The organism is Bacillus sp. PK3-067 (assembly GCF_056738645.1).
This window is the reverse complement of record NZ_CP096490.1, coordinates 3,957,514-3,975,055: the sequence shown is the minus strand read 5'-3', so window position 1 is coordinate 3,975,055 and position 17,542 is coordinate 3,957,514. Positions and strand designations below refer to the sequence as shown.

Sequence of the window (17,542 nt, the reverse complement as noted above, 5' to 3'; positions counted from 1 at the left end):
GAACCATGCGCCTTTTTTTTCTTACTATATAGTAGATATACATGGAGAGGTGAGGATTATGCCAACAACAAAAGGACCGTTACATCCATCGGTTCAACAGTTTAAAGAATTTGTAAACCATCACCCTAAAATGGTTCATGAGGTTAGAAGTGGTCATAAAACATGGCAACAATTTTATGAAGAATGGTACTTACTTGGTGAAGAAGATCCAATATGGGCAACTTATAGACCGGATGGAGCGCCTGCGTTTTCTTCGGTAAAAGAAAATAAAAAAGAAAAAGATAATCGAACTGAAGAGGAAAAAACTGCTGATGTGATGGGGCAAATGCTTTCTTTTTTTAAAAAGTTGGACGTGGAACAAATGCAGAACCATTTAGCCAATGTGACGAGTGCAATTGGGAGCGTGCAACAAGTTATTCAGCAATTTCAAGGTAACCGTACGCAGCAAGAGCAAAGTACTTCAGAAAATAACCCATTTTTCTTTCAAAAGGATTAGGGGGAAAGATGATGAGAGCAGAAATTATGGAGTTTATAAAGGCTGATGAGGATTTATCTCGCTATATTAGAGAGCAACCGTACTGGTATAGAAAATTAACACGAAATCCTGAAGAAAAAGAGGCTTTTGAGTTAGCGGCGATGCAACATTTCAAAAAAACAATACCAGATAAAGTGGAAAAGTTTCAAAATCAATTGGCCGTTGCTTCGATCATGATTGATATGTTTCAGTATATGAAGCAACAAAATGCAACCTAATTGGAAGTGAAAAATATGTCCGTCATGCAGAACTTTTGTTACAATAGAGGTTGATTATTTAAAAAGGAGTTGCAGCATGACGGAAATTTGTTTAGTACGACATGGACAAACTGATTGGAATTTTCAAGAAATTATTCAGGGACGAGAAGATATTCCGCTTAATGAAGTTGGTAAGAAGCAAGCGAGTCAGAGTGCAGCTGCTTTACAAGAAGAAACGTGGGATATCATTATAAGTAGCCCGTTAATTAGAGCGCAAGAAACGGCTAATGAAATTGCAAAGACAGTTGGATTACAATCGATTTTATTAGATGAGCGATTTGTTGAACGGAATTTTGGAGAAGCTTCAGGGAAGCCGGTTGCGGCTGTTAGAGAGTTGATTGCTGAAGGTAAAGTAGAAGGTATGGAGCGAGATGAAGAGATTGTAGCTCGTTGCTTTGCTGCTTTAGAAGATGTTGCGACAACTCATTTTGGCAAACGTATTATTATTGTTGCTCACTCACACGCGATAAAAGCGATTTTACATGCCATTGAACCAGATGAAATTACATTTAAGACACCATTAAAAAATGCGTGTATTAGTTATGTGAAACAAAATAGTGGAAAGTGGGATGTTCTTAAATATAATATAGCGGAACATATTAATGTATAAGTGTGTACGGATATAGTGTAAAAATAGTTTCATTATATCTTTCTTTTGAGTAAGTCACTTCAATTAGTAGTTCTAATCTAAATGTGGTATGATGGATACTCGGAGGTGTCTCTCATGATTGTAGCGACGCTAGAAAGCGTATTAATATTAGATAAGGCAGAGCAGCTTGCAAAAGCGATTATCTGTTCAGATATAGCAGAAGATTATCGTAAGTATTATAGAGAATTACATGAAGATATGGAACTTCAGACGCTCATTCAGCAATTTACAGCGATGAAAGAACGGTATGAGGAAGTACAGCGTTTTGGAAAATACCATCCTGACTATACTACCGTGTCAATGAAAATGAGAGAATTAAAGCGTTCTGTGGACTTACATGATAAGGTTGCAGCTTTTAAAAGAGCAGAAACTGCTTTGCAGAAGTTATTAGACGAAGTTAGTGTAGCAATCGGTTCGGAAGTGTCTTCTTCCATTAAAGTGCCAACAGGAAATCCATTCTTTGATGCTGGTGGCTGTGGTGGAGGTTGTGGTACTGGCGGAGGTTGTGGTTGTAAAAAAACGGGGTGATGTACCCCGTTTTTTAGAAGTTGGAAGAAAACGTATACAGAGTTTGTCCTGTAATGTTATAAATTTCTGATTGGTTTTCATAGAATATAAAATATATGTTTTTAAAAGGAGAAGATGGAGAAGATTATGTTCGGGCAACGACAAAGTATGATTGTTTATTTACATTCATTGAAACATGCCAAGATTTTAAGGAAATATGGTAACATACATTACATATCAAAACGATTAAAATATGCTGTAGTATATTGTGATATGGAACAAATTGAGCATATGATGCATAAGTTGAACAAACTTCCTTTTGTGAAAAAGATAGAACAGTCGTATCGCCCGTATTTAAAAACGGAATTTGAAAATTCCCGTCCTGATCGAGCAAAAGAATACGATTATAGCTAATAGAAAAAATCCCCGGCTAAATTTAGCCGGGGATTTTTCACTTGAAATAACGTGTTATTTCATCGGAGGAATGAAATTGTTCATTCGTAAAATACCAATTAAATGATTAAAAAATAGTTCTTTTTCTGGGAAAGTTGTAGATGGTTTTACAGTAAAGGTAGCCACTTTTTTTCCGAGTTGTTCTGCCGTTTCTTCAAATAAAATGACACGTTTACTTTTTTTATTTTCAAATACAGGAATGCCTTCACGACATATGTATAATGGTTGGAAATCACCAGTAGTAGTTGGTTTTAATATTACAACAAGCGAACATACTTTTTTATCGTTTTTTATCGTTTCAAATTGTAACATATGTGCTATACGTTCTTGATTTGTTTTGGCAATTTCAAGTAATTCATATAAATCAGAGTAGCCTTCTCCAAGTTCTATAAAGCGTTGAATCATATCTTTTCCTCCTCTTTCTTTTACTGTACCATTTCACTTTTTAAATGAAAAGCACACAAAGAAAAAAAACCCTGCATAGCAGGGCCCTTCTTATACTAGCATGTACTAGTAAGAAGGCAAAGGGAGAGGAGAAACCGGAGGAAGAACTTATGGGGAAACGTAAGTCTTCTCCGCGGTTGGCAACAACATCGAAGGTGATGTTGTTATAATTATTTATGTCCAATCTAAATGAAGATATACATAATGAAATTAAATTTTATGTTGGGCTTTTTATTTTTCTTTTTTTTATTTTGTGATAGGATAAAAAAGATAAAGTGGAACTAATATACATATTGGGTTCATATTAGTGAATGATGAGATGAATATATAAAAATAACGAGAGGTTATTTGAGGCCGAGTTTTCCTATAGTTAGGTGAATGTGGTTTGTTAACGGTTACCGAAGTGGGAATGGCTTTCTATAATCGCTCGATAGATTGAAATAAAGGTAGTGACAACAGATGAGAGTAGTTTCAGGAAAATGTAAAGGACACCCACTTAAAGCGGTTCCTGGTAATACAACACGTCCAACGACAGATAAAGTAAAAGAATCTATTTTTAATATGATAGGTCCTTATTTTGATGGTGGTATCGCCCTTGATTTATTTGGTGGTAGTGGTGGTCTTGGAATTGAGGCTTTGAGCAGAGGGATTGATAAAGCAATTTTTGTTGATCGGGATAGTAAAGCGATAAAAGTAATTCATCAAAATTTAGAAAGTTGTAGAGTACAGGAACAAGCTGAAGTATATCGAAATGATGCTGAACGTGCAGTAAAGGCGCTAATAAAACGTGAAATGTCATTCGATCTTATATTGATAGATCCTCCATATAAAGAGCAAAAAATTGTATCTTTAATTAGTATAATGGATCAACATGGATTGCTACATAGTGATGGATTAATTATGGCAGAGCATGGTAATGATGTAGTTTTACCTAATTCAATAGGAAGGCTTGTAAAAGTACGAGCTGAGAATTATGGGATTACTGCAATATCGATTTATAAGTATGAAGGTGAGGGGACAGAATGACAAGTATAGCTATTTCTTCAGGAAGTTTTGATCCAATTACCCTTGGGCATCTGGATATTATTAAAAGGGGAGCAAAAGTATTTGATGAGGTGTACGTAGTCGTTTTAAACAATTCATCAAAAAAACCATTCTTTTCAGTTGAAGAGCGATTAGAATTAATTCGAGAAGCGACAAAGGATATCCCGAATGTAAAAGTAGATTCACATAGTGGGCTATTAGTAGAGTATGCAAAAATGCGTAATGCAAATGCAATATTACGTGGTTTACGAGCAGTTTCTGATTTTGAATATGAGATGCAAATTACTTCTATGAATCGAAAATTAGATGAAAATATTGAAACATTTTTTATTATGACAAACAATCAATATTCATTTTTAAGCTCGAGTATTGTAAAAGAAGTTGCGAGGTATGGAGGAAGTGTAGTAGATCTTGTACCTCCTATTGTAGAACGTGCTTTAAAAGAAAAGTTTCAAACCCCGTTAAAGTGAACGGGGTTTTTCTTTATATGTGCGCAAAAATAATAAAATAACATATAAGTATAGACAAAATAATGTGAAAATTGGTCCATAATGTATAAAAGATGTCCAAATTTCATGTAGTATAGAAGGATGTTCGGATAAAAATACAGGAATATCTTTTGGCATAGGCGAGAAAGAACTCACTTTCTCATAAAATGGTGTCCAAAATACAAATGTAAAAATAGGGGCAAGAATACTTTGAATAATTCGTGCGAAAAAATAGGGTTTAAATCGGATATCTGTTTCAGCTAATATGCTAGCAACTTGTGCCTGAATAGAAAGACCACTAAATGCTAAAATGAAGCTTGTTACCATAGCTTGTTGTAAGAGCGGTGTTTCATTTATTTGACTAATCATTTGGCTTCCGAGTGTCATTTCGAAAATACCTGATAATATAGGTATACTAAAATCTGTACTTAGTTGGAAGAATGATAAAATATGTTGCATAATAAAAGAAAGAGCTGCTGTAATGTGAAATACAGTAATCATTTTATTTAACACAGAGAATAAAATAATAAATCCGCCAATCATAAGTAATGTTTGAATAGAAGAAACAATGGCATCCCCAAGTAATTTACCAATTGGTCTTTTTTCTTGTAAGCGTGTCTCGTGAAGGATTAAAAAAGGGTTTTGAAAGCGACGTTTTTTTGTAGTGTGTGTATTAATTTTGTAAGCGGTATTATCGCCGTAAAAACGCATAATTAATCCGACAGCAAAGTTACTGAAATAATGGGCAGCGGCTAATATAATTCCTAATTTCGGATTATTAAAAAAACCGATAGACACAGCACCGAAAATAAAAAGTGGATTAGAAGAATTTGTGAAAGAAACGAGGCGCTCTGCTTCAATCTGAGTTAAAAGATTGCTTTTTCGTAGTCTAGCGCTTAATTTGGCGCCTGCAGGGAAACCAGAAGCCATTCCCATCGCCCAAACAAATCCGCCTATCCCTGGAACGCGAAAAAGTGGGCGCATGAGTGGTTCTAATATAACGCCAATAAATTTTACAACACCGATACTAATTAGAAGTTCCGCAATGATGAAAAACGGTAGTAGTGAAGGGAATACAACTTCCCACCATATATTTAACCCGCGAATAGAAGCTTGCAAAGCGGCTTGGGGGTGGAGTACAAGAGAAAAGGTTAAAAATAGCGTTGATATGGTAAGGAAAGCGGTTTTCCATTTTTCATACATGTAAGTAAATCCCCCTTTGTCCCAAAAAACGTTCATTTCAGTATACGTGGATACGTAGTGAATTTAGACCATAAGTATGAAAAAGGAATGAAAAAAATTAAAGGGTGAGAAAAATGAAAGAACCAAAGATTGGTTTAGCACTTGGGTCTGGAGGAGCGAAAGGGTTTGCTCATATTGGTGTAATAAAGGTTTTAAGGGAAGCGGGTATCCCTATTCACATGATTGCAGGAAGTAGTATGGGGGCGCTAATAGGTACGTTTTATGCGGCAAGTAGTAACGTTGAAAGATTGTATAAATTAGCATCTGTTTTTAAGCGGAAGTATTATTTAGATTTCACGGTACCGAAAATGGGATTTATTGCTGGAAAACGTGTCAAAGATATGATTAAAATGTTTACATATAATAAAAATTTAGAAGAGTTAGATATCCCGACGGCTGTTGTGGCTACTGACATATTGAAGGGGGAAAAAGTGGTTTTTACAAGTGGGCCAGTTGCAGATGCGGTGAGGGCTAGCATATCTGTTCCTGGAGTGTTTGTACCAGAAAAAATAGATGGAAGATTATTAGTGGATGGTGGAGTCATTGATCGCATCCCAGTATCGGTTGTGAAAGAGTTAGGGGCCGATATTGTTATCGCTGTTGATGTATCTCCAATTAAGGTAAATGGCGATGTTACGTCCATTTATGACGTAATCATGCAAAGTATTGAAATTATGCAGCATGAGCTTGTAATGAATCGGCAAATTGCATCGGATTTAATGATGCGACCAGCTGTAGAGCAATTTAGTTCACGTGCTTTTACAAACATTGAAGACATTATTCGAGTTGGAGAAGTAGAAGCAGAAAAACATATTTCAAATATTTATTTATTAATTGAGCAGTGGAAGGAGAAACATAATGTTTAAGCGTTTTCGGTTTATATATGCAATCTTAATAGGGGTTATATTGGCGATGTTACTTGTTTACGTACGTTTACCGTATTATATAACAAAACCAGGAATGGCTGCCAAATTAGAGCCTTATGTTCAAGTTGAGGGTGGAACGAAAGAATCTGGTGATTTTATGCTTGTTACGGTTTCAATGGGACCAGCAAATGTGGTGAATTTAATAGCGGCACAGTTTAATAAATATACACATATTTCGAAAGCGGAAGAAATATTGCAAAAAGGTGAGAGTGATGAAGAATATCAATTTCGCCAAAATTATGCGATGAAAGATTCACAAAATGCAGCGATTTATAATGCATATAAACGTGCAAATCGCTCAGTATCTTTTGAAAATAAAGGTGTATTAGTTGCTGGTGTGGCAAAAGGAATGCCGTCAGAAGGAAAGCTTAAGCTTGGTGATGTTATTATAGCTGTTGACGGAAAAACATTTGAAAAGACGGAGCAATTTATTGAATATATGACAGGGAAAAAAGAAAATGATGCTGTAAGTATTGAGTACATGAGAAATGGAAAACAATTGAAAGAGAATTTAAATGTAAAGACGATTCCTAATGGGAATGGACGTGTCGGTATAGGTGTTTCTATCGTTACGGAAAGAGAACTAGTGGTCGATCCGAAAGTGAAAATTAATTCTAATGAAATTGGTGGACCATCCGCAGGTTTAATGTTCACATTAGAAATATATAATCAACTTGTGGAAGAAGACTTAACGAAAGGACATGAAATAGCTGGAACAGGTACAATTAATGAAAAAGGAGAAGTGGGCCCGATTGGTGGTATAAATCAAAAAGTGGTGGCTGCTAGCGATGCTGGGGCTGAAGTGTTCTTTGCGCCAAATGAAAAAGGTGCGGAGAAATCGAACTATAAAGATGCACTTGAGACTGCAAAGGATATTAAAACAAAAATGAAAATTGTACCAGTGGATACGCTGGATGATGCGTTAACATATTTAGAAAAGATGGATAAGGAAAAAACCTCTCTGAAATAGAGAGGTTTTTTATAGGAATTTTGTAGTTGTTTCATCATAGCGAATAGGATGGTGTGTTATATCCTGTTTTAATAGTTGTGTGCGTAACGGTTCGTGCATGATGGAGAAATATACAGAGTTTGCTTTTTTCTCTATATCTAAAGCGGCATGGTCGAATGTTTTTGTATGAGTAAGGATTGGAAGTTCGATTTTTTTCTTATTTTTTGAAAGGTAAGTTTGTCCTTTTTGTGACATGCCTAGCAGGCGAATATATGGTGCGTGTTGTTCTATATTTGCGCTACGTATATCCTCTTTTGTTGTGTTTGTTAAAATGTGTGTACAAGCTCTTTGTAATCTAGTCCATGTATAACGTTTTGTTTTTAATGCTTCCATGAATGAATAGAAGGAGGAACTGTTTTGTATTTTTGATAAAATACGATGCTCTAAACCTTCTTCTATTTCATATATATGTCGTAAGTCCCCTGGAGACATCGTCATGAGTCTATATTTAAAAAATGAAAAGTATTGTTCCCAATTATGTAATATCCCGTAGTTTTGTTTGTAATTTGCTAAAAGCGAAGTGGTTGCCTGTGGGAGAAAAGGTTCAATTGTTGTAAATAATCCTTCTTCGCTAAAGAGTTGTTTTCGGATGCTTGTCGCGCTTGCAATATGTTGGTCATTAAATGTTTCATCATGATAATGAGAGGCAAATCTTTTTATAGTTTGAGCTTGTATAGAGCTATTTTGTGACAGAATTGCTTTCATATATTGGAAGCCTAAAATATTATTTGGTTGTGACATATCTATGTTTTTTTCAGATGTTAAAATGTGTGAGAAAGCATCCGATGTTGCTTTTGCATAACTATTACCAGCGTCCATGAATTGTTTTACAAGGCAGTTAAAAGTCTCTTCTTCGTTTTTTTGTATGGAGATGGTATTATAAAAATTTTCGATTTGTCCATCCTCACTACCGAAACAAATTTCGGAAACACGTAGGGCATTTAAAATGGAAATAGCACCATTTGCGAAGGTTTCAGCCTTTTGTGTTGCAAAGACGTATGGAAGCTCTACAACAAGGTCTACGCCGTTTGCTAAGGCCATTTTAGTGCGATACCATTTGGAAATGAGTGCGGGCTCACCACGCTGTAAAAAAGGACCACTCATAACGGCAATTATTATATCGGATTGTGTTAACTTTTTTGTCTGTTGCACATGATAAAGATGACCGTTATGAAAAGGGTTATATTCAACAACAATACCACCAGCTTTTATGGTAATCTCTCCTTTCGATGTAGCATCTTTTTGAAAAACGTGATACTCTATATATTATTTACTATGATGACTTCATTATAGTGTAAAGAAAAAACATTGACAAATATAAAATGGCTAGCTATAATTTTGTTTGTTGCCTTGAGGTGATATGATATGAAATGGTCCATCCATCAATTGAATAAATTGAGAAATAAAGGATTGACATTGGATGAGATGGTAGATGTAAGTGAGCTAAAAGAGGTCGAGAAAGATATTCGTGAAATTAATCCTGTTCATGTAACGGGAAGAGTTGATTTTGGCTCCGGTAAGTTTACGTTTCATCTACATATAACTGGAAGCATGGTTTTACCATGTTCTCGCTCTTTAGTAGATGTGACATTACCATTTGACATTAAAACAACTGAGGTGTTCCAAACTTCACAAGAAGAATTTGAAACTGAAGCTGAAATTCATTCTTTAGAAGGAGAAGTACTTGACTTACTGCCCGTAATCAAGGAAAATATACTTTTGGAGATTCCAATGCAAATTTTCAGTGATGATGTTTCTGGTGGAGCACCGACGCAAGGTCAAGACTGGCAAGTGATTTCGGAAGAAGACAAAGAAAAGACTGTTGATCCAAGATTGGCAGGACTTGCAAAGTTTTTTGACAAATAATCGGAAGACTGGTTCAGGCCTTCATATGAAAATAACTATTTCTTTTAAGGAGGTGGGAAGAATGGCTGTACCTTTTAGAAGAACTTCTAAAACAGTAAAAAGAAAGCGTCGTACGCATTTCAAATTATCAGTACCTGGTATGGTAGAGTGCCCAAGCTGTGGTGAAGCGAAATTAGCTCACCGTGTATGTAAAGCATGCGGTACTTACAAAGGTAAAGAAGTAATCAGCAAGTAATTGCGGGAAAATAAACGCAGAAGATATCTTCTGCGTTTATTTTTTTTGTCTTAATCTTTAGTTGTTGTATTCTATCTTTTCTAGTAACTGCATATGCTTAATAAAAAATGCATAGGGAGGACTAGTGAGATGGCGACAACAAGACAAGATGCTTGGACTGATGATGAAGATTTGCTTCTGGCAGAAGTAGTACTCCGGCATATTCGAGAAGGTGGAACACAACTTTCTGCCTTTAAGGAAGTGGGAAAAAATTTATCTCGTACACCAGCAGCATGTGGGTTTAGATGGAATTCTTACGTAAGAAAGCAATATAAAGAACGTATTGAGGAAGCAAAGCAACTTCGTAAAGTAGAACATTATGAAGTGAAAGAGACAAAGGTGTTAGAACCTACGTCAATTACGTTGAATGATGTTATTGATTTCTTGCAAAATTATAAAGATGAAAACTCTTTAACGGTGTTGCAACAACAAGTTGAATCATTACAAACAGAAAGAGAGCGCCTTCTGGAGCGATTATCAGTATATGAAGAAGAGTATAGAACATTACTTGATTATATCGATCAAAAAAGAAGTGTAATGGTAGCGGAAAGAAACAATGCTCGCTCGAATGAGAAGTTAGAGAAGCTTAAGAAATAAAAAACAGCTGTTATACAGCTGTTTTTTTATTTTTTAAGCCGATTCTTCGTTTGTAACCGCATTCAAATTTGTTTCTGGATGCCAAATATAAAAATCACCATCAGTTACTGATACGGGGTTGAAATTTAATTTATCCCAAAAACCAGCTGAATGAATACGTGCTATTGTTTTAATAGGAAATTGCATTTGTTTCGCATGATTTACAAGCATTTGCCCGAATCCTTGTTTTTGAAAAGTTGGTAATACTTCAAGTTTATAAAGTTCTAGGTAAGGACCTGTAATTTCGAATGGTTCTCCGCCGTTTCTTTTCATATATAGACTCATACGTGCGATTAGTGATCCACCATAATAAATGCCATAAAATGGAGATTCACTGTCGTTTTCAATAATGTTTGCTTGTAATTCTTCCAGCATAGATAGTTCTTGGGCTCCGCACCCTTTAAATTTTTTGAATTCATCTAACGTTTTATAATTGATGAGCAAGCGCTCAACTTTTGGGAATCCCATTACATCACATCCTTTTGTTATCTTGTTGAATGCAGAAAAGTAAAAATATTTACAATAATATTATAACTCATTTTTTTATTTTTATGAAGAAGATAGTATATTTCTTTTATTATTTTTTTGAGGATTTGCTAAACTAAGAGTATAAGTGTATTAATAGGCAGTATTATACATAGCGAAAAAAGAGAGTGTATTTGTTTGACAGAGGACAACGAAATTATAGGGCGTGCTCATGTACTTTAAAAAGATATAAAAAGGAGGGGAGGCAAGGGCGCTTAATGTGAATCCCTTGTGTGAAAATGAAAATTGGAATTGTCGGACCAGGTGCTATTGGTCTATTGTATACATTTTATTTACAAAAAAGTAACCAAGATGTTACGTTGTTTACAAGAACGGCTAAGCAGGCTGAAGAGTTGAATGAAACAGGTGTAACTTGTATTAGAGATGGAAGATGTGAAACAGTATATCCATCTGTTTTACCGATAGAAAGTATGGTAGCACAAAATTTAGATTATATATTTATTTCTGTGAAGCAATATCATATAGATGACGTACTACCGTTTGTGGAAGGGGCATCATCATTAATCTTTTTGCAAAACGGAATGTCGCATCTTCAAAAGATGCTGAAAATAGGGAGTGAAAATATAGCTGTTGGTATTGTAGAACATGGTGCGAAAAAAGAGGGAGGGCATATCGTTCATCATACTGGGATAGGGGTAACAAAATTTGGAGTGGTTTGTGGTCAATCTATACATTTCAAGAAAATATTCCGTTATTTTCCTGTTACTTATTTTCCAGTTCAAATAGAAACGGATTGGGAAGAGATTATGCACAAAAAATTAGTAGTAAATGTATGTATCAATCCATTGACAGCACTATTGGGAGTTAAGAATGGTGAATTAATCACGAATCGTTTTTTTTATCAAATGATGGAGCAAGTGTTTCAGGAGGTCGCATTTCTTATTAGAGGAGAAAAAGAAATGGTATGGCAAATGGTACGAAATGTGTGTGAAGGAACGTCTCGTAATACATCCTCTATGTTAGCGGATGTAAGAGCGAATAGACAGACGGAAATTAATGCGATTGTTGGATATGTATTAGAAGAAGCTAAGAAACAGCAACTACCAGTTCCGACACTTCAATTTTTGTTCGATGCAATAAAAGGGTTAGAAACAAGAGTATAAGTGTTATTCTTTGCTTTTACGTGAAACATTGACTACAATGTGGATTGGTGAGAGAACTGGATACGAAAGGAAGAATTATATGGAGATAAAAGAAATCTCTGTTCCGCAACAAGGTGTTGTAGCGGACTATATGAACGGTAAAAAAGAGATACAGTCATGTTTTGATTATATGTTAACAGAAGATGCTTTTAAACAACGTTTACATGATTTGCGTGAAAGGGAGTTTTTCCGCCAAGATTTAGTAGCGCATTTATTAGAATATAATACAAAATTACAAGCGGGAGAATCTACACTTCAAAATGTAAAAGCGCTTGGAGATGAAAATACATATGTTGTTATAGCTGGACAACAAGCAGGGTTATTAACTGGACCGCTTTATACAATTCATAAAGTTATTTCAATTTTACAGCTTGCAAAGGAAAAGGAAGAAAGTTTAGGAGTTAAAGTTGTCCCTGTCTTCTGGATTGCGGGTGAAGACCATGATATGGATGAGATTAACCATACTTTTGTAGCGAAAAATAAAAAGATGAAAAAAACTATTTTTTATGACCGTAATCCGAAAAAGGCGAGTGCTTCTGAGTCTGAACTTTCTGTTGAAGATTGTAGAAATTGGATTGAAGAGATTTTTAAAACATACCCAGAAACAAATTTTACAAAGGATGTATTAAAATTTGTTGATGATGCTTTGAAAAAATCGAATACGTATGTAGATTTCTTTGCTCATCTTATTACGAAAATCTTTGCTAATTCTGGTTTAATCCTTGTTGATTCACATCATTCTGAATTAAGAAAGTTAGAAATTCCATTTTTCAAGCGAATTATAAGTAAGTATAAAGAGGTACAAGAGGGGCTTCGTAATCAGCAAGAAGTAATTAAAGAACTAGGATACAAACCGATTATTGAAACGAAGTCTCATGCAGTGCATATATTCATGGAAATAGATGATGAACGAGTATTGCTTGAAGATCAACAAGGTAAGTTTGTTGGAAAGGATGGGGCGCATTCCTTTTCATACGAAGAGTTGATTGAAGAGATGGAGAGAAATCCGGCACGTTTTAGTAATAATGTTGTAACACGTCCTCTTATGCAAGAGTATGTATTTCCTACGCTCGCATTTATTGGAGGTCCAGGAGAATTAGCTTATTGGAGTGAATTACAACAAGTATTCCATACTGTCGGTTTTCAAATGCCACCTGTCGTTCCTCGTCTTACAATTACTTATGTGGAGAGAGATATAGCGACGGATTTATTTGATTTGCAATTGAGAGAAAGTGATCCGTTTTTAAATGATGTCGATAAATTGCGTGAAAACTGGTTGTCTAATCAAATAGAGGAACCGATTGATGATCATTTTGAAAAGGCGAAAAAAGAAATTGCCGATATTCATACATCTTTACAGCAATTTGTAAAGAAAATAGAGCCAGGGTTAGGTGCGTTTGCAGGGAAAAACGAATTGAAAATTAATGAACAAATTGAACTGCTGGAAAGAATGTTGAAAAGAAATGTTGAGAAAAAGTATGAGGTTCAGCTAAATAAATTCCGCCGTATACAATTCGCACTTCGTCCATTAGGTGCACCGCAAGAACGTGTGTGGAATGTATGTTATTATTTAAATCAGTTTGGTTTGGATTTCGTTGATCGTGTAATGGAAAACCCTTTTTCTTGGGACGGAAAACATCATGTTATAAAACTATAAAATCTTGCTCTTTGGAGCAGGATTTTATTTTTATTCCGTTGAATTTACTGTGAAGTGATTTTTTTCTGAATTATCAATCAAAAAGTGTTAAATATGGCAATTGTGTTGGATACTTAAATATATGACAAAATAGCACAAAATGTAAACGTATTATTCGCTTTTTCGACAGTTTTTTATTTAAATTCCCGCAAAAGATGATAAAATTTAGTATATAATAAAAGAAAATAGCGATTTGTATAGTATGTTGCCTTTGTTGGTAAGTTAAATGAGTCGTTCTTTCGTATTATTTCATTCTCTAAGCGTGAAATATGTGTTTAGAGGAAGGGATACATTCAACATAATTAATTGGAAAAAGAGTAGGTGCAACAATGTTTAAACACGTAACAGTGCTTTTAAAGGAAACAGTAGACGGCTTAGATATAAAGCCAGATGGTACATATGTAGATTGTACACTGGGGGGAGGAGGACATAGTTCTTATTTATTATCCCAATTAACTGAAGGTGGAAAATTAATAGCGTTTGATCAAGATGAGATAGCGATTCAAAACGCGAAAGAAAAGTTCTCTTCATACGGTGAACAGTTTATAACAGTAAAGAGTAACTTCCGTTATTTAGCTGAAAAACTGCAGGAAATAGGTATAACAGAAGTAGACGGTATTTTATTTGATTTAGGTGTTTCATCCCCACAATTAGATACACCAGAACGAGGCTTTAGTTATCATCATGATGCACCGCTAGATATGCGGATGGATCAAGATGCCCCATTAACAGCGTACGATGTTGTAAATAGCTGGTCATATGAACAACTTGTAAGGATTTTCTTCCAATACGGTGAAGAGAAATTTTCAAAACAAATTGCAAGAAAAATTGAAGCTTATCGTGAGAATAAAGCTATTGAAACGACAGGAGAATTAGTAGAGCTAATTAAAGAAGGTATTCCGGCTCCTGCTCGTAGAACGGGTGGGCATCCTGCTAAGCGAGTGTTTCAGGCAATTCGTATAGCTGTAAACGATGAATTAAAAGTATTTGAAGAAGCATTGGAATCTGCTATTGAGATGGTTAAGCCAGGTGGAAGGGTTAGTGTTATAACATTCCATTCATTAGAAGATCGTATTTGTAAAACAACGTTTAAGCGAAATAGTACAACGCCACAATTGCCGCCAGGATTACCGATTATTCCTGATGAATTTAAGCCGAAATTAAAGCTTATTACAAGAAAACCGATTTTACCTTCTGATATAGAGCTAGAAGAAAATAATCGTGCGCGTTCTGCGAAGTTGAGAATCGCTGAAAAACGATAAAAGGGAGAGAGAGGTATGACTAATTTAGCTGTAAAGTACAAACAACAAGCGCAAGAAGAGGTGCAAATTCAAACGCCCCCACAGCAGATGGCTAAGCCGAAGGTTAAAGCGAAAATTACAAGAATCGAAAAACTGTTGTATGTAGCGTTTATTGGCTTTTTATTGTATGCCTGTGTCGCGTTTATTGGAAATAAAGCAGGCCTTTATCAAGTTAATGTAGAAGCAGCGACGATAGAAGAAAAAATTGTACAGCAGCAAAAAGAAAATCAAGAATTACAAGCTGAAGTAGAGAAGTTAAGTCGCTATGAACGAATCGCTGAAGTTGCAAAAAAACATGGGCTAGAAATTAATGCGAATAATGTGAAAGGCCTCAAATAAGGCAATAGGTGTGAAGGAACGATGAAGAAGAATATGACTAAATTTCATACCAATAAGGGAGCAGGTTATTTTATGATATTTTTCCTCCTGCTCTTTTTGCTGTTATTAGCCCGATTTTTTTACATACAATCAACAGGAACCGTTCATAATCAGGATTTAGATGCACTTGCTAAACAAAAGCATAGTAAAAAAGGAGTTCTTGAAGCGAACCGAGGAACCATTTATGATCAAAACGGTCATGTGTTAGCGCAAGACGCAAACTCTTACAAAATGGTAGCTGCACTAAAAGGTGCTAACTCAGTTGAGAATAAAGAAGATACTGCAAAGAAAATTGCAGGAGTACTTGGAAAAGGCGAAGAGGATATTTTAGCTTCTTTAAACAAGGAAGGTAGAAGTCAAGTCGAATTTGGAACGTTAGGCAAGGATTTGACGAAAGAAAAGAAGGAACAAATAGAAGCGTTGAAGTTGCCGGGAATATCTTTTATTACAGAAAATGCAAGGGTGTATCCAAACGGTGATTTTGCATCTTACGTTATAGGTCATGCAAAACCAAATGAGAATGGAACCTCGGTAGGTCAATTTGGCATAGAGAAAAGCTTGGATAAATACTTAAGTGCTTCGAACGGAGAAGTAGCATATACAGGTGATCGTAAAGGTGTGTCCCTTGATGGGGGGAAAGTTAATGTAAAGGCACCTAAAAATGGAGATAATGCTTATTTAACAATTGATCAACGTGTCCAAAGTTATTTAGAAGACGCGATGAAAGCAGCAAGTAAGCAATATGAGCCAGAAAGTTTAATAGGGATTGTTGCAGATCCGAAAACTGGGAAAATATTAGCGATGTCTACTAAACCTAGTTATGATCCTAATGATCGCCAAATTAAATATTTCTTCAATGACGCGATTGCCAATGCATTTGAACCTGGATCAACAATGAAAATTTTTACGTTAGCGGCAGCTATTAATGAAGGTGTGTACAAAGGACAAGATTATTATCAATCCGGGACATATCAAGTCGGAAATAGGAAAATAAAAGATCATAATGGCGGTGCTGGTTGGGGCTCTATCACGTTTGATGAAGGGGTAGAGCGTTCTTCAAACGTAGCGTTTGCAATTTTAGGAGATCAAAAACTTGGTCCAGAACGTTTCCGAAAATATATTCATAGTTTTGGATTAGATGAAAAAACGAACATTGATTTATCAGGTGAAGGATCGAATACAATTTTATTTGATCAGCAAATACAACAAGTGACAACAGCTTTTGGACAAGGTTCCACTGTAACACCAATTCAGCTTGTACAAGCTGCAACGGCCATTGCAAATGATGGGAAAATGATGAAACCTTATGCAATTGATAAAATTGTAGATCCGATAACAGACAAAGTAAAATTAGAACATAAGCCAGAAGAAGTAGGAAAACCTGTTACAAAGGAAACAGCAGCGCAAGTAAGACAGTTATTAGAACGTGTTGTTACATCTCCGAAAGGTACAGGGACAGCTTATAAAATTGATGGATATTCAGTTGGTGGTAAAACAGGTACAGCGCAAATTCCGGATGGAAAAGGCGGCTATATGACAGGAAGACAGAATTATATATTCTCATTCTTAGGTATGGCACCAATGGACGATCCACAACTTGTCGTGTATGTAGCTGTTAAACAGCCGAAATTAAAAGATGATGAGAACGGCGCACAACCTTTAGCTGATATTTTTAAATATGTAACAAAAAATAGTTTAGAGTATTTAAAGATTAAGCCAAATGAAGTGAAAGATCCGAAAAAACATCTGAAAGAACAACAAACTACTGTTCCAGATGTAACTGGTAAAACGATGGCTGAAGCGGGGAAAGCGATTGATAAAGCAAAACTTCGTCCAATCGTACTAGGTGAAGGGAAAGTACAGCAACAAGTACCAAAAGCGACTGAACAAACATTAAAAGGCGACCGAGTCTTCTTGGTAGGAGATAAGCCTACAATGCCAAATATACAAGGATGGGCACTGCGTGATGTTATGAATTTAGCGAAGACATTACAGCTTAACTTGAAACCTTCTGGTACAGGATACGTAACAGAACAAAGTGTGGCGGAAGGAACATTATTACAACCTGGTACAGAATTAGGTGTAACACTCGTACCGCCACTCGAACCACAGCAAGAAGCAGAAAAGCCGTAATGGTAAAAGAGAATAA

The 17,542-nt window shown here is 35.6% G+C and carries 21 protein-coding genes; 17 read left to right on the top strand and 4 right to left on the bottom strand.

Features of this window, described 5'->3' with window-relative positions; genetic code table 11:
- Positions 1-58 precede the first annotated feature (58 nt).
- From M1D73_RS20280 to M1D73_RS20260, 5 genes are all read left to right on the top strand, one after another.
- Positions 59-496: a YlbD family protein gene (locus tag M1D73_RS20280; protein ID WP_001143346.1), complete on the top strand. Its 438-nt coding sequence runs from the start codon at positions 59-61 to the stop codon at positions 494-496.
- Between the two features lie 11 nt (positions 497-507).
- Entirely contained in the window at positions 508-753 is a 246-nt protein-coding gene (locus tag M1D73_RS20275; protein WP_001200990.1) for a YlbE-like family protein, read from the top strand.
- 76 nt (positions 754-829) lie between these two features.
- Entirely contained in the window at positions 830-1,402 is a 573-nt protein-coding gene (locus M1D73_RS20270) for a histidine phosphatase family protein (RefSeq protein WP_000134946.1), read from the top strand.
- A 114-nt stretch (positions 1,403-1,516) separates the two neighbouring features.
- On the top strand, positions 1,517-1,969 hold the full coding sequence (locus M1D73_RS20265; protein WP_000634366.1) for a YlbF/YmcA family competence regulator: 453 nt from the start codon (positions 1,517-1,519) through the stop codon (positions 1,967-1,969).
- Between the two features lie 126 nt (positions 1,970-2,095).
- Complete coding sequence (locus M1D73_RS20260; protein WP_002082261.1) at positions 2,096-2,362, top strand: YlbG family protein; 267 nt, start codon at positions 2,096-2,098, stop codon at positions 2,360-2,362.
- Between the two features lie 54 nt (positions 2,363-2,416).
- Here M1D73_RS20260 and M1D73_RS20255 read toward each other — a convergent pair whose 3' ends face one another.
- A complete protein-coding gene (locus M1D73_RS20255) occupies positions 2,417-2,806 on the bottom strand; it encodes a DUF7147 family protein (RefSeq protein WP_000616017.1) in 390 nt (129 codons plus the stop codon).
- Between the two features lie 498 nt (positions 2,807-3,304).
- On the opposite strand from M1D73_RS20255, the gene rsmD reads away from it, so the two are divergent.
- Complete coding sequence (rsmD, locus tag M1D73_RS20250; protein ID WP_001266978.1) at positions 3,305-3,871, top strand: 16S rRNA (guanine(966)-N(2))-methyltransferase RsmD; 567 nt, start codon at positions 3,305-3,307, stop codon at positions 3,869-3,871.
- Positions 3,868-4,359, top strand: coding sequence for a pantetheine-phosphate adenylyltransferase (gene coaD / locus M1D73_RS20245; protein WP_000200601.1), 492 nt, complete (start codon positions 3,868-3,870; stop codon positions 4,357-4,359). The genes rsmD and coaD overlap by 4 nt, the downstream gene beginning before the upstream one ends.
- On the opposite strand, the gene ylbJ is transcribed toward coaD, so the two are convergent.
- Complete coding sequence (gene ylbJ / locus M1D73_RS20240) at positions 4,351-5,580, bottom strand: sporulation integral membrane protein YlbJ (protein ID WP_000273082.1); 1,230 nt, start codon at positions 5,578-5,580, stop codon at positions 4,351-4,353. The two genes, coaD and ylbJ, sit on opposite strands and share 9 nt — an antisense overlap.
- A 113-nt stretch (positions 5,581-5,693) precedes the next feature.
- Between ylbJ and M1D73_RS20235 the strand changes: the two genes are divergently transcribed.
- Positions 5,694-6,485 (top strand): patatin-like phospholipase family protein, encoded by a 792-nt coding sequence (locus tag M1D73_RS20235; RefSeq protein ID WP_000662588.1) that lies wholly within the window; start codon positions 5,694-5,696, stop codon positions 6,483-6,485.
- Entirely contained in the window at positions 6,478-7,515 is a 1,038-nt protein-coding gene (locus M1D73_RS20230) for a SepM family pheromone-processing serine protease (protein ID WP_000476281.1), read from the top strand. Before M1D73_RS20235 ends, M1D73_RS20230 begins: the two co-directional genes overlap by 8 nt.
- Before the next feature lie 9 nt (positions 7,516-7,524).
- On the opposite strand, the gene M1D73_RS20225 is transcribed toward M1D73_RS20230, so the two are convergent.
- Positions 7,525-8,706: a nucleotidyltransferase gene (locus M1D73_RS20225; RefSeq protein WP_002164444.1), complete on the bottom strand. Its 1,182-nt coding sequence runs from the start codon at positions 8,704-8,706 to the stop codon at positions 7,525-7,527.
- A gap of 213 nt (positions 8,707-8,919) precedes the next feature.
- Here M1D73_RS20225 and M1D73_RS20220 point away from each other — a divergent pair, with 213 nt between their 5' ends.
- The 3 genes from M1D73_RS20220 (at position 8,920) to M1D73_RS20210 (ending at position 10,291) form a co-directional block, all read left to right on the top strand.
- Positions 8,920-9,420 carry a YceD family protein gene (locus M1D73_RS20220; RefSeq protein WP_000872149.1) on the top strand — a complete coding sequence of 167 codons (501 nt, stop codon included), beginning with the start codon at positions 8,920-8,922 and terminating at the stop codon, positions 9,418-9,420.
- 61 nt (positions 9,421-9,481) lie between these two features.
- Positions 9,482-9,655: a 50S ribosomal protein L32 gene (rpmF, locus tag M1D73_RS20215; RefSeq protein WP_001984764.1), complete on the top strand. Its 174-nt coding sequence runs from the start codon at positions 9,482-9,484 to the stop codon at positions 9,653-9,655.
- Between the two features lie 129 nt (positions 9,656-9,784).
- Complete coding sequence (locus M1D73_RS20210; protein ID WP_000246467.1) at positions 9,785-10,291, top strand: RsfA family transcriptional regulator; 507 nt, start codon at positions 9,785-9,787, stop codon at positions 10,289-10,291.
- Positions 10,292-10,324: 33 nt separating this feature from the next.
- Here the strand turns inward: M1D73_RS20210 and M1D73_RS20205 are convergent, their stop codons facing one another.
- A complete protein-coding gene (locus tag M1D73_RS20205; RefSeq protein ID WP_000506694.1) occupies positions 10,325-10,798 on the bottom strand; it encodes an N-acetyltransferase in 474 nt (157 codons plus the stop codon).
- Positions 10,799-11,094: 296 nt separating this feature from the next.
- Between M1D73_RS20205 and panE the strand changes: the two genes are divergently transcribed.
- From panE to M1D73_RS20180, 5 genes are all read left to right on the top strand, one after another.
- Complete coding sequence (panE, locus tag M1D73_RS20200) at positions 11,095-11,979, top strand: 2-dehydropantoate 2-reductase (protein ID WP_002182931.1); 885 nt, start codon at positions 11,095-11,097, stop codon at positions 11,977-11,979.
- Positions 11,980-12,058: 79 nt separating this feature from the next.
- Positions 12,059-13,675, top strand: a complete 1,617-nt coding sequence (gene bshC, locus M1D73_RS20195) for a bacillithiol biosynthesis cysteine-adding enzyme BshC (RefSeq protein ID WP_000403040.1) — start codon at positions 12,059-12,061, stop codon at positions 13,673-13,675.
- Positions 13,676-14,043: 368 nt separating this feature from the next.
- Positions 14,044-14,976 (top strand): 16S rRNA (cytosine(1402)-N(4))-methyltransferase RsmH, encoded by a 933-nt coding sequence (rsmH, locus tag M1D73_RS20190; RefSeq protein WP_000472508.1) that lies wholly within the window; start codon positions 14,044-14,046, stop codon positions 14,974-14,976.
- Positions 14,977-14,991: 15 nt separating this feature from the next.
- Positions 14,992-15,354, top strand: coding sequence for a cell division protein FtsL (gene ftsL, locus M1D73_RS20185; protein WP_000182804.1), 363 nt, complete (start codon positions 14,992-14,994; stop codon positions 15,352-15,354).
- A 21-nt stretch (positions 15,355-15,375) separates the two neighbouring features.
- A complete protein-coding gene (locus M1D73_RS20180) occupies positions 15,376-17,526 on the top strand; it encodes a penicillin-binding protein (RefSeq protein WP_000739960.1) in 2,151 nt (716 codons plus the stop codon).
- The last annotated feature ends 16 nt before the right edge of the window (positions 17,527-17,542 follow it).

Coding starts and splice junctions, on each gene's coding strand:
- M1D73_RS20280 (WP_001143346.1), top strand. CDS start 59: ATGCCAACAACAAAAGGACCGTTACATCCATCGGTTCAACAGTTTAAA.
- M1D73_RS20275 (WP_001200990.1), top strand. CDS start 508: ATGAGAGCAGAAATTATGGAGTTTATAAAGGCTGATGAGGATTTATCT.
- M1D73_RS20270 (WP_000134946.1), top strand. CDS start 830: ATGACGGAAATTTGTTTAGTACGACATGGACAAACTGATTGGAATTTT.
- M1D73_RS20265 (WP_000634366.1), top strand. CDS start 1,517: ATGATTGTAGCGACGCTAGAAAGCGTATTAATATTAGATAAGGCAGAG.
- M1D73_RS20260 (WP_002082261.1), top strand. CDS start 2,096: ATGTTCGGGCAACGACAAAGTATGATTGTTTATTTACATTCATTGAAA.
- M1D73_RS20255 (WP_000616017.1), bottom strand. CDS start 2,806: ATGATTCAACGCTTTATAGAACTTGGAGAAGGCTACTCTGATTTATAT.
- rsmD (WP_001266978.1), top strand. CDS start 3,305: ATGAGAGTAGTTTCAGGAAAATGTAAAGGACACCCACTTAAAGCGGTT.
- coaD (WP_000200601.1), top strand. CDS start 3,868: ATGACAAGTATAGCTATTTCTTCAGGAAGTTTTGATCCAATTACCCTT.
- ylbJ (WP_000273082.1), bottom strand. CDS start 5,580: ATGTATGAAAAATGGAAAACCGCTTTCCTTACCATATCAACGCTATTT.
- M1D73_RS20235 (WP_000662588.1), top strand. CDS start 5,694: ATGAAAGAACCAAAGATTGGTTTAGCACTTGGGTCTGGAGGAGCGAAA.
- M1D73_RS20230 (WP_000476281.1), top strand. CDS start 6,478: ATGTTTAAGCGTTTTCGGTTTATATATGCAATCTTAATAGGGGTTATA.
- M1D73_RS20220 (WP_000872149.1), top strand. CDS start 8,920: ATGAAATGGTCCATCCATCAATTGAATAAATTGAGAAATAAAGGATTG.
- rpmF (WP_001984764.1), top strand. CDS start 9,482: ATGGCTGTACCTTTTAGAAGAACTTCTAAAACAGTAAAAAGAAAGCGT.
- M1D73_RS20210 (WP_000246467.1), top strand. CDS start 9,785: ATGGCGACAACAAGACAAGATGCTTGGACTGATGATGAAGATTTGCTT.
- M1D73_RS20205 (WP_000506694.1), bottom strand. CDS start 10,798: ATGGGATTCCCAAAAGTTGAGCGCTTGCTCATCAATTATAAAACGTTA.
- panE (WP_002182931.1), top strand. CDS start 11,095: ATGAAAATTGGAATTGTCGGACCAGGTGCTATTGGTCTATTGTATACA.
- bshC (WP_000403040.1), top strand. CDS start 12,059: ATGGAGATAAAAGAAATCTCTGTTCCGCAACAAGGTGTTGTAGCGGAC.
- rsmH (WP_000472508.1), top strand. CDS start 14,044: ATGTTTAAACACGTAACAGTGCTTTTAAAGGAAACAGTAGACGGCTTA.
- ftsL (WP_000182804.1), top strand. CDS start 14,992: ATGACTAATTTAGCTGTAAAGTACAAACAACAAGCGCAAGAAGAGGTG.
- M1D73_RS20180 (WP_000739960.1), top strand. CDS start 15,376: ATGAAGAAGAATATGACTAAATTTCATACCAATAAGGGAGCAGGTTAT.